Below are 13,533 nucleotides of genomic sequence, written 5' to 3' on the forward strand. Positions count from 1 at the left end.
GTCGCCAACATCATCCACAAGGAAGTCTGGCGGAGCGCCTTCTCCGATCCGGTCAAGAAGGGATGATTCCTTCGCGCGGCAGGATGGAGGAGATTGCGGCCGCGCTTGGCGCCGACGGCCTCATCCTGCGTGGCGGCTTCACCTTTGGGGACGGCGAGGCGGCGCCTTGTGGCCGCTCCGGTGCACCAGCCAGGTCGGCGCTGCTGGTGGGACAGGCGGGGGCAGCACCCTGGCCGCATTTTCTGCGCTGGCGTGAAAAGCAGCCGCGAGCAATCGCCAATCCGCTCGACACCTGGTCCCGGCAGGTCATAGGCGCGGTCGCGGAAGAATTCGGCGCACGCGCCGTGTCGCCGTCCGACAAGCCCTATCTGCCGTTCCAGCGATGGGCGATGCGGGCCGAGGGCCTGAAGCCGTCACCGCTCGGGATCCTCATGCATCCGCGATATGGGCTTTGGCATGCCTATCGCGGCGCGCTGCTGTTCGAGGACGAGATCGCGCTCCCGGAGGCTCGCGAGGCGGTCCATCTTTGCGACACCTGTGTCGACAAACCGTGCCTGAAATCCTGTCCGGTCGATGCCTATTCCATCCAAGGCTTCGCCTACCAGGCCTGCCTGGCGCATGTGCGCGGGCCGAGTGGCGGGCCCTGTTGTGACGGCGGCTGCCTTGACCGCAACGCCTGTCCCTATGGCACAGCCTATCGCTACCCCTCAGAGGTGCAGGCCTTCCACATGGCAGCGTTCGCGGGCCGGTAAGCTCGTCGCGCTGCCGCACGAAATGTTGACTGCCAAAATCAGGCAACAGCTTGCCCTGTCGGCGTGCCCGGATATGTATCGCCCAGCAACCGAACGGAGCTGGCGATGCCGAAACAGGACCTTCAGATCAAGACCAGGGACGGCACGGCGAGGGCGGGGCTGTTCCGCCCGGCCAACGCTTCCCCGCCCAAGGCCGGCATCATCCTCTATATGGATGCCTTCGGCCCGCGCCCTGCGCTCGACGGCATGGCCGAGCGGCTGGCGGAGGAGGGCTACGCCGTGCTGGTGCCCGATCTCTTCTATCGCAACGCGCCCTACGGTCCGTTCGATGCCAAGACCGCCTTCGTCGAGGAGAGAACCAAGGTGCCGCTGATGGCGCTGATCAGCGGCACGACGCAGGAGATGACGATTGCCGACAGCGGCGCCTTCCTCGACGCACTCGCTGCCAAAGGCGTCACCGGGCCGATCGGCGTTGTCGGCTATTGCATGGGCGGCGCGCGGGCGCTGAACGCAGCCGCCTCCTATCCGGATCGCATCAGGGCGGCGGCCAGTTTCCACGGCGGCAATCTCGCCAGCGACGCGGCCGACAGTCCGCACCGCAAGGCGGGGTCGGTCAAGGCACGCGTCCACGTCGGCATGGCCGGCGTCGACAGGAGTTTTCCGCCCGAACAATCAGCGCGGCTGGCCGAGGCGTTCAGGGCGGCGGAAGTCGATTACGTGCTGGAGAATTATGTCGGCATGGCGCATGGCTGGTGCGTGCCGGACCACAGCGTCTACAACGAAGATGGCGCCGAGCGGCATTGGAACCGGTTGATCACCCTGTTTTCCGAGACGCTCGGGTAAAGCCAATCTTCGAGAGGTCGGCGCCGCCCCTCATCCGCCCTTCGGGCACCTTCTCCCGTAGAACGGGGAGAAGGAAGAGGTACCAGTAAAAAAATCTTTCCCTCACCCCAAGGATTGGCCATTAGCCTTCGTCCAACAGGCAAATGATGGCGATGATGCTGGATGAGAGCGAAGCCTCCGACGCCGAACTGATCGGGCGGGCGAAGGGCGGAGACAGGGGAGCTTTCGGCGCGTTGCTCGAAAGGCACTATGACTTCGTCTATCGCGCCGCCTACCGCTGGTGCGGTCGGAAGGCGGACGCCGAAGACATCGCCCAGGAAGTCTGCGTCCGGCTCGGCAAGGCGATCCGCGACTATCGCGGCGGCAGCGCCTTCACCACGTGGCTCTATGCCATGACGCTGAACGCCGCGCGCGACATGATGCGCAAGAGCGCCCGCGAGACGGTCAAGACCGAAGCCTATGGCGTTCATGCGCTGATTTCGGGCGAGGCTCCGGCCGAGAACGAGGATCTTGCCGAGGCGCTGTGGGCCGCGGTGCGGCGACTGCCCGACAAGCAGCGCGACGCCGTGCTGCTGGTCTATGGCGAGGGCTTGAGCCACGCGGCCGCCGCCGAGGCGATGGCGATCTCGGAGACGACTGTTTCCTGGCACATCCATGAAGCGAAGAAACGGCTGAAGACGCTCATGCGTTCAGCCGGGGAAGTGTGACCATGGTCGACGAGAACGAACTCAAGAGGCTGCGCGACATAGTGATCCCGGCTCCCGGCGAGAGCGCGAAGGCGCGCGCCTTCGAGGCCGCCATGCGCGCCTATGATGAGGAAAATATTTCCGCTGTCAGCCAAGGATCGGTCGGCGGTCTTCGTCTCACAGAGCGAGCACGAAAGCTCTGGAGCGAAATCATGCAAAAGAAACTCATTGCCACGCCGGCTATTGCCGGGCTCGTCGCCCTGCCGATTGCCGGATACGCCACTTTCCATATGCTGAGGGAACAGCCGTCCACTTTCGGCGGCGGCGAAAAGATCACCGAGACGCTGGCCGACAAGCCCGCCACGGTGAAGCCGCTGGCTAAACAGGCCACGGGCGATCAGGCGATCGACAAACCGCTCGCAACGAGCGCGCCTGAGAAAGACAAGAAGACCGACGCGGAAAGCCGCGACGAAACGGAGGCCTTGGCGGCGCCGAGCAGATCCGAATCGGCCGTTGCTGGAGGCCTGGCGCCGCAGAATGCGCAGGAACAGGTTGCGCCGGCGGAACCTGCGCCACCTGCGCCAACGGGCGCGTTCGCCCTGGATAGCACTGCCGCGCCTAGCACGTCGCGAGCCGCACGCATGTCCAAAATGATAGCACCGCAGCAGCCCGCCATGGCGCCGGCGGACCAGATCGCACCACAGGAGGAAAACCGCGATCGCGTCCAGGATTTTAAGACCAATCCGGTGCATTCGGCACTCGAGGACCCGGTCTCGACCTTTTCCATCGACGTCGACACCGCCTCCTATTCCTTCGTGCGCCGTTCGCTGAAGGAGGGCTTCCTGCCGCAGGCCGACACGGTGCGCGTCGAAGAGATGATCAACTATTTCCCCTATGACTGGAAGGGGCCGGACTCCGCGTCGACGCCGTTCAATTCGACCGTCAGCGTCATGCCGACGCCGTGGAACGCGCACAGCAAGCTGATGCATGTCGCCATCAAGGGTTTCGACGTCAAGCCGGCCGAGCAGCCCAAGGCCAATCTGGTGTTCCTGATCGACGTCTCGGGCTCGATGGACGAACCGGATAAATTGCCGCTGCTCAAGGCGGCATTCCGGCTGCTGGTCAGCAAGCTGAAGGCCGACGACACCATCTCGATCGTCACCTATGCCGGCGATGCCGGCACGGTGCTGATGCCGACAAAGGTTGCCGAGAAGGACAAGATCCTCAACGCCATCGACAATTTGCAGCCGGGTGGCTCGACGGCCGGCGAGGCCGGCATCAAGGAGGCCTACAAGTTGGCCGAGCAGTCCTTCATCAAGGACGGGGTCAACCGCGTGATGCTCGCCACCGACGGCGACTTCAATGTCGGCCAGAGCGACGACGACGATCTCAAGCGCCTGATCGAACAAGAGCGCAAGAGCGGCGTCTTCTTGTCGGTGTTCGGCTTCGGCCGCGGCAATCTCAACGACGAGATGATGCAGACCATCGCCCAGAACGGCAATGGCACCGCCGCCTATATCGACACGCTGGCCGAGGCGGAAAAGGTGCTGGTCGAGGATGCCTCCTCGACGCTGTTCCCCATCGCCAAGGACGTGAAGATCCAGGTCGAGTTCAATCCGCAGAAGGTCTCGGAGTACAGGCTGATCGGCTATGAGACCCGCGCCTTGAACCGCGAGGATTTCAACAATGACCGCGTCGATGCCGGCGAGATCGGTTCGGGCCATTCGGTCACCGCGATCTACGAGATCACGCCCAAGGGCAGCGGCGGCGAACAGATCGAACCGCTTCGCTATGGCCAGGCCGCGGTGAACAATGGTGGCGTCGCCAATGCGGACGAATACGCCTTCGTCAAGATATGCTACAAGCTGCCCAACGAGGACCTCTCGAAGCTGATCACCACGCCGGTGACGTCGGCCAACGAGGTTGCGTCTTTCGACCAGGCCACCACCGACCAGCGTTTCTCCGTCGCGGTCGCGGCCTTCGGCCAGAAACTGCGCGACGAGGATGCGACGGCGAAGTTCGGCTATGACAGGATCATGGAGATCGCCACTGCCGCCCGGGGGGCCGACCCGTTTGGGTACAGGTCCGAGTTCCTCTCGCTTGTGCGCCTTGCCTCGGCGCTGGGCGGCAATCGGTAGTGATGACGGCCGGTTTCTTTCAGATGGGGTCGTTCTGATGGGAAAACCGGCCACGGGCGGGTGAGGCGAGGCCGGCGAGGGGGCATTCCCTGCCGGCCCGTTTTTTGCGGGAATTTGCGATCGTTAAATTGCGCGGCATTTCCGGTACCGGATCGCAATTTCCTCTTGTTACGCCGGATAGGTGTGTGGGGCTGAGGGAGCCGGAATTGCAGATCAGGACTACCGCCAACTCGACACCGCCGGCACGGGACGCTTCGGCGGCCGCCCAATCAGCCGAATCCAGGCGCATCGGCGACGATGTCGCGCAGGCGCGCCACACCGCCATGTCGGCTCTGACCAACGACCGTTTCCGCATTATGCTGGAGCAGATCACCGATCCGGTTTCATCCGGAGCGCTGATGACGATGCGCGGCGCCAATGTCGTCGATCTTAAATCGGCGCAGTCGAGCTACGCCGACAACAGCGAATAATTAGAAAGCGGTGGCTTCAGGCCCGGCTGCGACGACGCTCGCGTCGGGCCTCACTGGTCTCGGCGGTGTTCGCCGTGGCCACCTTGTTGCGCATCGGACCGATGCGCTCGACGATCGTCTCGACGGTCGGACGATCCGCCTTGGTGTGGGCGTCGAGCGCCTTGCGCATGGCGGCCAGGTGCTGGAACGAGGTGCCGCAGCAGCCGCCGATGATTTTCGCGCCGCCGTCGACAGCAAGGCGCACATAGTCGGCCATCAGTTCGGGCGTGCCGGAATAGTGGATCTCGGTGCCGCGGAATTCGGGAATGCCGCAATTGCCCTTGACGATCACGGTTGCCTCCGGCTTCGCCTGCGTCATGTCGAGCAGCGAGGCGAGGATGTCGGAAGCGCCGACGCCGCAATTGGCGCCGACGCCGAGAGGGGCTTGCGACAAGCCGTCGGCGACGCCGTGTATGTCCTTCGGCAGCAGGCCCATCATGGTGCGGCCGGCTGTGTCGAAAGACCCGGTATAGGTATAGGGCAGGCCGACGCGGATCGCCGCTTGGGCGGCGGCACGGATCTCGTCGGGCGCCGACATGGTCTCGATCCAGGCGACCTCGGCGCCGCCCTCCTTGAGGCCTTCGATCTGCTCGGCGAAGGCGTCTACCGCCTCGTCATAGGTCATGGCGCCAAGCGGCACCAGCAACTCACCAGTCGGGCCAACGGAGCCGGCAACGATCACCTTGCGGCCGGCCTTATCGGCGACCGCGCGGGCGATCTCGGCGGCGCGCTTGTTCAGGGCGTGCACGCGGTCCTGCGCATGATGCAGCTTCAGCCGGTGACGGGTGCCGCCGAACGAATTGGTCAGGATGATGTCGGCGCCGGCGTCGACGAAATTCTGGTGCAGGCGGGTGATGGTGTCGGGCGCGGTCTCGTTCAGCAACTCAGGCGCCTCGCCAGCCTCCAGACCCATTGCGAACAAATTGGTGCCCGTGGCGCCGTCGGCCAAAAGCACGCCTTTTTGCGCCAGCAGCGCGTCGATCGGGTTGGTCGTCGTCATCGGATTGGCTTTCACATTCTGAAGTCGAATAAGGATATAAAGAAGTCTTTATGTCCAGTCAATGAAATAGCGACGGCGGAGTCGCAGTTGAAGGGCGCGGTTACGGGTGCCGCTGTCATGCGGAACCTGATGGAAACGACAGGCCAGCCAGATTGCGCGCGAAGCTTGCTGCCTCATGCGGGTTGACGTCGGCGGCCCGGATCAGATTGTCGAAATGCCGGGTCAAGGCCTGGACCGGCTGGGTGGCATTCAGCACGACGTACATGTCGCCGACATAGATGGCGGCGCGGTAAGGTCCGAAGATGGTGAGCGGGATCGAATAGCGCATGCGGCCGTCGTAGAGAAACAGCCGGAAAGTCGGATAGAGATCGTCAAGCAGCGTCGCCATATGGGCGAGTTGCTGCCGACGGTCGGCCTCCGGAAAGCGGTCCCAGACGCCGAGGCCGCGTGCGAAAATCTCCAGCGTGTGTCGCGGCATGCAGACTTCCATGTCGGTCTCTGGGCGCCGGTTGTATTCGATGCGGTATTGGGTCTCGCTGGCCTGTGCGAGCCTGCTCCTGTTGGTGATGTTTGCCTCATAGTCGACCAGCGCGTGCGTCCGCAGAAGATCGGGGATGCCGGCCGGCACATAGCGGATCTTGGTGCCTGCGGCCTCGGCGAACCATCTGGCCAGAAGCGTGCGGTCGAAACCGTCGGGGGCTTCCTCGATCTCCAGGCTTTCGCGGATTTCACCGGTGACGCCCTCGTCCTGGCTGAGGCCGAGCAGCCAATCCAGCGACACTTTGAACTCGGCCGCGATGTTGAGCAGCGTTTCGGCCCGCGGCAGGCGCGTCGACGCGCCGGACATCAGCTGTGACAGCGCCGACCGATCGATGCCGACGGCGGTGGCGAAGGCGGACTGGTTGAGGTCGGACCTTGTCAGGAGCAACTTGAGACGCTCCCGAAAGATTGCTGACAGATCTCGTTTGTCCATCTTCCAAGTCTCCGAATCATGAGGAAAAATTTTCGCCGAGACGTCCTGACGAGGCGCTCCAGGCGTAAATGAATCCCTGGGTCTGTTTACAATCTGTAACATGTGCGGTTGAAAATGCGCAATCGCAACATTTTGTACACTTTGTCTCGTTGAGTGGAATCGTTTCTCCTGACACTATGCTGTCAGGAGCCGCTGGGGTTCCGGCGACTGAGGGGCAGTGGTCGATAGCATGACTGGCAAGAGCATAAGGCGACGCAATACACCGGCCATCGAGTGGCCAACCGCAGCCCTCGCTTTCTTCTGTTACGGAGCATGGCTCGCCACCGGTCTACTGCTCTGGCCGTCCTATCCGATCTTCGCGCTCGCTCTCCTCGGTTTCATCCTGGCACTTCAGTCGTCGATCATGCACGAAGTGCTGCACGGCCATCCGACGCGCAATGCCCTGATCAACGAGGCTTTCGTCTTCCTGCCGATCGGTCTGGTCTGGCCGTTCCGCCGCTTCAAGACGCTTCATCTGCGCCACCATGCCGACGAGCGCCTGACCGATCCGCTCGACGATCCGGAAAGCTACTATCAGGCGCTGTGGCAGCATGATGAACTGCCGCCGACGATGAAATTCCTGCTCAGGATCAACAACACCATGGCCGGCCGGTTCTTCCTCGGTCCCTGGCTGTCCTGCATCGGCTTCTTCATCGACGACGCCAAACATATGCTGGCCGGCGACAAGGCCATCCGCAAAGCCTGGCTGCTGCATGCGATCGGCCTCGCCGTCGTGGCGCCGATCGTGCAGTTCGGCTTCGGCATTCCGCTTTGGCTCTATATTCTGCCGGTGTGGCTCGGCCAGTCGCTGATCGCGATCCGCACCTTTGCCGAGCATCAATGGTCCGAGCATCCCGAAGGCCGCACGGTGATCATCGAGCGCTCGCCGCTGTCGTTCCTGTTCCTCAACAACAATTTGCACTTCGTCCACCACAAGACCCCGACGGTGGCCTGGTACAGACTGCCCCAGCTGTTTCGTGAACGTCGCGAGGAATGGCTGCGGATGAACAATGGCTATGCCTATCCCAGCTATTTCGCGCTGATCAGGTCCTATGCTTTCAAGGCCAAGGAGCCGATCGTGCATCCGGTGTTGCGGCGCCAGCCGGAGCCGGGCAGGGCGTTCAAGCCGCGCGTCAGGGCGCGCAACATCAGCGGGCTCGGCACCGCGCCAGTCCCGGCCGAGCCGCCCAAGGAATGAAGCCCGCGACACGACGGACGGTGTCGGCTATCTCAAATCCGACGCCGCGTTTTTGTGAACCTCTCTCCAGATTTAATGGTCAGATCCCGGCATGAGCGAATTCGTTGCAGCGCTGCCGATGTATGACTGGCCGGAAGTGCGCCGCGAGGTCGACGCCCAATGGGCACTGCTGCGCGACGCCTTCCGTCAAGGGGGGATAATCCATGCGCCGGAGACCGTCATTCGCCGCAACGGCGATCTGCCGCCGGTGCCGGGCGGCATTCATAGTGCCACCGGCGTTCTGATCGCGCCCGACCCCGCGACATTGCCGCCGGACGCGCTCGATTTTCACCAGCTCTGGCTGCATCCCGCACTGCTGTTCGCGCAGACTTGCTGGGGGCCAATGGAGCTTGGCCTGGCCAGCCATGTGCAGGTTGTCGGCCAGCCGAGCTATGACGTCTACGAAGGCGGCCAGGGCGAGCTTTATTCGAGCGCGCTGGTGATGCGGGCGGACGGCAAGGCGTCGGTGCCTGCGCCTGGCAATGGCAGGCCCGTCATCCCGCTCGATCTGATCCGGGGCAAGCGCTTCACCTTCAACAGCCTCGATTCCATGTCCGGTATCATCGCGCCGACGCGCGACCTGGAGGCGTTGGGCGAAAGCCTTGATGTGTTTTCCTCGCGCAGCGAAAGCGGCGGACATCGCGCTTCGATCGTCGCCGTGGCCGAGGGCAGGGCCGATGTCGCGGCGATCGACTGCGAGAGCTGGGCGCTGGCGCAGCGCTTCGAGCCGGCGGCCAGCCAGGTGAAGGTCGTCGGCTGGACGGGCCTGCGCAAGGGCCTGCCCTTCATCACCGCGAAAGCGACGCCGGAAAAAACGGTTGCCGCGATGCGCGAGGCCCTTGCCGGCTTAGCCGAGCAGCCTCGCATCCAGCGGATAGGTTGAAAGCTTTTCGTTGCCGGTGCCGGTGACCAGGATCTGTTCCTCGATCTTGACACCCTCGCGCCCGCCGAGCCTGCCGATATAGCTCTCCACGCACAGCACCATGCCTGGCTCGATCACGCCGTCGGGCGTGTCCGATGTCCAGTCGTCGGCATGCGGCAAGGTGGGGTATTCGTCGGCCAGCCCGACGCCATGGTAGAGCACACCATAGCGGGTCGGGAAACAGTCGCCGGGCGGCACCGCCGAGCGGTCGACAAGGTCGCGGAAGGCGGTGCCCGGCTGTATCAATTCGGTGTTGTGCGCGATCTGGTCGGCGGCGATGCGGAAAAGATCGCGCTGTTCGTCGGTTGGCTTCACATCCCCGCACAGCCAGGTGCGCGACAGGTCGGCGCAGAAGCCGTAGGGGCCGATCAGGTCGGTGTCGAAGGCGACGAGATCGCCCGCCTCGATGAGGCGCGAGGAGCATTCCTGGAACCAGGGGTTGGTGCGCGGGCCGGATGCCAACAGCCGCGTCTCGATCCATTCGCCGCCGCGGGCAATGTTGCCGCGGTGCAGTTCGGCCCATAATTCATTCTCAGTGATGCCGGGCTTCAGCGCCTGTTCCATCTCGCCCATTGCCGCCTCGCAGGCGAGGATGGCGCGGCGCATGGCAAGGATCTCGTCCGGCGATTTGACCAGCCGGGCATTCTCCATCACCGCTTCGCCATTGCCGATGGAAATGCCGCGGCGCGCAAGTTCCTCGGCGCCTTCCGGATCGATGTGGTCGACCGCGATGCGGCTGTTGCCGCCGCCATGTTCCCGCACCAGATCGGCGATCCCGGCCGCCCAGCGGCGGACCTTCTGCTCGGTGAGTTCGCCGCTGTAGAGATACATCCACGAGACGGCGGGGCGAACCTCGTCGACGACGCCGGAATGGTCCGACAGATGTTCGCAGGAGAAATAGTCGAACAGCACCACCGGCCCTTCGGTGGCGACGAAACAATGCCGTGTCGGGTTGTGCGCCACCCAAAGCTGCATGTTCGTGGAATCGGTCGCATAGCGGATGTTGATGGGATCGTAGAGCAGCGCGCCGGCGTAGCCCCGGCGCCTCAGCTCGGTGCGGATGCGCTCCAGCCGGTATTTGCGCATTTCGGCCAGGTCGGGGGCGGCAATGCCTGCCGCCGCCCATTCCGCTTCGGCTGTCGCGCCGTAGCCCAGCACATGCTGGTTGAGATCAGCCGCCTTCTGGCGGGAGGCCTCGCGCAGCGCCTCGATCGAGCCCGGCACAAACGGCATGATCTTGCGGTGGCGGCCGAAGCTCCCCTTTGGCGCCGCGCTGTCCATGGCGAAACCTCAGCTCCGCATCTTCTCGCCGCTCGGGTCGAACGGCGCCTCGACATTGATGCGGGCCGGACGGCGATGGCCGAGGATTTCGATCTCGAACAGGCCGGCACTTTCATCCTCGGCCAGCGCCGCCGGCACGTAGCCCTGCGCCATCGACTTCTGGACGTAGTGGGCATAGCCGCCGGAGGTGACCCAACCGACCACGCGCCAGTCGCCGTCGACGATGCCGCGCACGGCGGATGCGCCTTGTGCCGCCTTGGAGCCCCGCACTTCCTTGCCGGCCGCATCGAAGCGCGGCGCGCCAAAGCCATGCGGCTTTTCCACCGTACCGTAGTCCTTGCCGACCTTGGCCCAGATCGGCTCGTCACCCATCACGTCGGCGTCGGCCGCCTCGACGATAAAGGACACGCGGCGCAGCTTCGGTCCTTCGGCCCGTTCCCTGGCGGCCGCGTCGCGGCCGATAAAGTCGTTCTTCTCCAGCTTGATGAAGCGGTCCATCGAGCCTTCGAACGGTCCGTAGATCGGGCGCAATTCGCGGAACCAGGTCGGGAAGTTCTTTTCCAGGCGCATGGAGAGCAGGGCGCGCATGCCGAAATCGACCAGGCCGAATTCTTCGCCTGCGTCCCTGATCGCCTTGTAAACCAAGCGCTGATAGGCCGGCGCCATCCAGATCTCGTAGCCGAGGTCGCCGGTATAGGTGATGCGGTTGACCATGCAGGGCGCGCCGCCGACCGCCATTTCGCGGAAATCCATGAAGCGGAAGGCCTTGGTCGAGATGTCGACATCGACCAGCTTCTGCAGGAGATCCCGCGACTTCGGTCCGGCAATCGACAGGCCGACAAGCGTCTGGTCGAAGCGGTGGATGCGCACCTCTGACGCCCTTGGACCATCTTTCGGCAGGTGCTTTTCGAACCAGCGCATGTGATATTTCTGCGCGGCCGACGAGCCCCAGATCATGAAGCGTTCTTCCGCGGCCTTGGCGATGGTGAAGTCGCCGATCAGCTTGCCGAATTCGTTGATCATCGGGGTCAGCACGATGCGGCCCGCCTTCGGCATGCGGTTGGTCATCAGCCGGTTGAGGAAATCCTCCGCCCCCGGTCCGGAGACCTCGTATTTGGCGAAGTTGGCGATTTCGGTGACGCCGACGCGCTCGCGCGTGGCGCGCACTTCCTCGCCGATCGGCCCAAAATCGTTGGAGCGGTGGAAGGACACGATATCCTTCGGCTCCTTGCCCTTCGGCGCGAACCACAGCGGCGTTTCAAGGCCCCAGGAGTCGCCCATGACGGCGTTGTTGGCGAGCATGGTGTCATAAAGCGGCGTCGTCTGCGCCGGGCGCGCTGCCGGCAGTTCCTCGTTGGGGAAGCGGATCGAGAACCGGCGCGAATAGTTCTCGCGCACCTTGGCGTTGGTGTAGCGCAGGCTGGCCCATTCGCCGAAGCGGGCGACGTCCATGCCCCATACGTCGAAGCCGGGATCGCCATGCACCATCCAGTTGGACAGCGCCAGGCCGACACCGCCGCCCTGGCTGAAGCCGGCCATGACGGCGCAGGCGCACCAGAAGTTGGTCAGGCCCTGCACCGGGCCGACCAGCGGATTGCCATCCAATGCGAAAGTGAAGGGACCGTTGATGATCTGCTTGATGCCGGCTTTCTCGATGCCGGGGAAATGCTTGAAGCCGACCTCCAGCGACGGCGCGATGCGGTCTAGGTCGGGCTGCAAGAGCTCGTGGCCGAAATCCCAGGGCGTGTTGACCGGCGACCATGGCTTGCACGCCTTTTCGTAAGTGCCGAGCAGGATGCCGTTGCGCTCCTGGCGGGTGTAGATCTCGCCCTTGAAATCCATGACGCCGATCATCTCGCGGCCGGTCGATTTGTTGAATTCCTCGACCTCCGGCATGGGCTCGGTCAAGAGATACATGTGCTCCATGGCGAGCACCGGCAGTTCGAGGCCTACCATGCGGCCGATCTCGCGCGCCCACAGGCCGCCGCAGTTGACGACATGCTCGGCGTGAACCGTGCCTTGTTCGGTGATGACGTTCCAGGTGCCGTCGACCTGCTGCGTCAGTTCGACGACGCGGTTGCGCAGCACGATCTCGGCGCCGAGTTTCTTCGCCGCTTTCGAGTACGCAATCGTGGTGCCGGACGGATCCAGATGGCCTTCGACCGGATCCCACATGGCGCCGACGAAATTCGTCTCGTCCATCAGCGGGAACATCGCCTTGGCCTCGGATGGCGTGATCAGCTCGGTATCCATGCCGAGGTAGCGACCCTTGGCGTGGGCAAGCCGCAGGAAGTCCATGCGCTCGGGCGAATCGGCCATCATCACGCCGCCGGTCAGGTGCAGCGAACAGGACTGGCCGGAAAGCTCCTCGATCTCCTTATAGAGCTGCACGGTGTAGGCCTGCAGCTTGGCGACGTTGGGATCGCCGTTGAGCGTATGGAAGCCGCCCGCCGCGTGCCAGGACGAGCCGGAGGTGAGCTCCGAGCGCTCGATCAGCATGATGTCTGTCCAGCCGGCCTTTGCCAGGTGATAGAGCACCGAGCAGCCGACGACGCCGCCGCCGATGACAACCGCTTTTACATGGGATTTCATGAAGATAGGTCCGTTTTTGAAGAGATTGAATCGGGTGAGTGCGGTGTGAAAACAAAGCGGAGGTCGGATGCAGCGATGTTTTCGGTCAGCCTGCCGTCGAGCGCGGCAAGGACGGTTTCACAAACGGGAGTACAATGTTTCAGGACGTCATAGCTCCAGAGGCGCAGGATCGAATAGCCTTGGGCGCGCATGAAATCGTCGCGGCGGCGGTCATAGGGACTGTCGGCGTGCTGTGAGTCGTCGAGCTCGACGACCAGCCATTTTTCGCGGCAACAGAAGTCGGCGTAGTATGGTCCGATAGAGAACTGGCGTGTGAACTTGTAGCGACCAAGTCTGCGGGCTTTTGGTTCGAGCCAAAGCAGTGCTTCGGCTTGATTGTTGCCTTGCCTCAGCTTTCGCGCGCGTTGAGTGGTGCCCATCTTGCGGCGACTGCGGGTTTCACGAGCGGCTTCCCCCACTCCGTCTCGGCTTCGCCGAGCCACCTCTCCCCCCTCCGGAGGGAGAGGAAGGGAGCCAGCCTGGCCAAGCCCGCGCCCTTCCTCTTCCCCGTCGATCGGGGGA

Annotated in this window: 12 protein-coding genes; 7 read left to right on the forward strand and 5 right to left on the reverse strand. The window is 63.7% G+C overall.

Annotated features, from left to right (window positions below):
* Window positions 1-62 precede the first annotated feature (62 nt).
* The 5 genes from FJ867_RS11850 (at window position 63) to FJ867_RS28735 (ending at window position 4,889) form a co-directional block, all read left to right on the forward strand.
* Window positions 63-752 carry a 4Fe-4S dicluster domain-containing protein gene (locus FJ867_RS11850; RefSeq protein WP_140817447.1) on the forward strand — a complete coding sequence of 230 codons (690 nt, stop codon included), beginning with the start codon at window positions 63-65 and terminating at the stop codon, window positions 750-752.
* Between the two features lie 105 nt (window positions 753-857).
* Window positions 858-1,595 carry a dienelactone hydrolase family protein gene (locus tag FJ867_RS11855; RefSeq protein ID WP_140817449.1) on the forward strand — a complete coding sequence of 246 codons (738 nt, stop codon included), beginning with the start codon at window positions 858-860 and terminating at the stop codon, window positions 1,593-1,595.
* A 146-nt stretch (window positions 1,596-1,741) separates the two neighbouring features.
* The gene (locus FJ867_RS11860) at window positions 1,742-2,302 is read left to right on the forward strand and encodes an RNA polymerase sigma factor (RefSeq protein ID WP_140516325.1); all 561 of its coding nucleotides are present in this window, start codon (window positions 1,742-1,744) and stop codon (window positions 2,300-2,302) included.
* Window positions 2,303-2,304: 2 nt separating this feature from the next.
* Window positions 2,305-4,419: a VWA domain-containing protein gene (locus FJ867_RS11865; RefSeq protein WP_140817450.1), complete on the forward strand. Its 2,115-nt coding sequence runs from the start codon at window positions 2,305-2,307 to the stop codon at window positions 4,417-4,419.
* A 206-nt stretch (window positions 4,420-4,625) separates the two neighbouring features.
* Window positions 4,626-4,889 carry a hypothetical protein gene (locus tag FJ867_RS28735; RefSeq protein ID WP_181165302.1) on the forward strand — a complete coding sequence of 88 codons (264 nt, stop codon included), beginning with the start codon at window positions 4,626-4,628 and terminating at the stop codon, window positions 4,887-4,889.
* Window positions 4,890-4,905: 16 nt separating this feature from the next.
* On the opposite strand, the gene bmt is transcribed toward FJ867_RS28735, so the two are convergent.
* Together bmt and FJ867_RS11880 are read right to left on the reverse strand one after the other, a co-directional pair.
* Window positions 4,906-5,928, reverse strand: a complete 1,023-nt coding sequence (bmt, locus tag FJ867_RS11875; protein WP_181165301.1) for a betaine--homocysteine S-methyltransferase — start codon at window positions 5,926-5,928, stop codon at window positions 4,906-4,908.
* A 115-nt stretch (window positions 5,929-6,043) separates the two neighbouring features.
* Window positions 6,044-6,901 carry a helix-turn-helix transcriptional regulator gene (locus tag FJ867_RS11880; protein ID WP_140495665.1) on the reverse strand — a complete coding sequence of 286 codons (858 nt, stop codon included), beginning with the start codon at window positions 6,899-6,901 and terminating at the stop codon, window positions 6,044-6,046.
* A 229-nt stretch (window positions 6,902-7,130) separates the two neighbouring features.
* Here FJ867_RS11880 and FJ867_RS11885 point away from each other — a divergent pair, with 229 nt between their 5' ends.
* Together FJ867_RS11885 and FJ867_RS11890 are read left to right on the forward strand one after the other, a co-directional pair.
* Window positions 7,131-8,138, forward strand: coding sequence for a fatty acid desaturase (locus tag FJ867_RS11885; protein ID WP_140817452.1), 1,008 nt, complete (start codon window positions 7,131-7,133; stop codon window positions 8,136-8,138).
* A 91-nt stretch (window positions 8,139-8,229) separates the two neighbouring features.
* The gene (locus FJ867_RS11890; RefSeq protein ID WP_140579808.1) at window positions 8,230-9,060 is read left to right on the forward strand and encodes a PhnD/SsuA/transferrin family substrate-binding protein; all 831 of its coding nucleotides are present in this window, start codon (window positions 8,230-8,232) and stop codon (window positions 9,058-9,060) included.
* On the opposite strand, the gene FJ867_RS11895 is transcribed toward FJ867_RS11890, so the two are convergent.
* From FJ867_RS11895 to FJ867_RS11905, 3 genes are read right to left on the reverse strand one after another with little or no spacing between them, the layout of a single operon-like run.
* The gene (locus FJ867_RS11895) at window positions 9,025-10,380 is read right to left on the reverse strand and encodes a Xaa-Pro peptidase family protein (RefSeq protein ID WP_140817454.1); all 1,356 of its coding nucleotides are present in this window, start codon (window positions 10,378-10,380) and stop codon (window positions 9,025-9,027) included. The two genes, FJ867_RS11890 and FJ867_RS11895, sit on opposite strands and share 36 nt — an antisense overlap.
* 9 nt (window positions 10,381-10,389) lie before the next feature.
* Window positions 10,390-12,972 (reverse strand): FAD-dependent oxidoreductase, encoded by a 2,583-nt coding sequence (locus FJ867_RS11900; RefSeq protein ID WP_140555054.1) that lies wholly within the window; start codon window positions 12,970-12,972, stop codon window positions 10,390-10,392.
* Window positions 12,969-13,454, reverse strand: a complete 486-nt coding sequence (locus FJ867_RS11905; protein WP_140817456.1) for a DUF559 domain-containing protein — start codon at window positions 13,452-13,454, stop codon at window positions 12,969-12,971. Before FJ867_RS11905 ends, FJ867_RS11900 begins: the two co-directional genes overlap by 4 nt.
* Window positions 13,455-13,533: the final 79 nt, after the last annotated feature.

Source organism: Mesorhizobium sp. B2-5-3 (genome assembly GCF_006441005.1).
Lineage (GTDB): Bacteria > Pseudomonadota > Alphaproteobacteria > Rhizobiales > Rhizobiaceae > Mesorhizobium.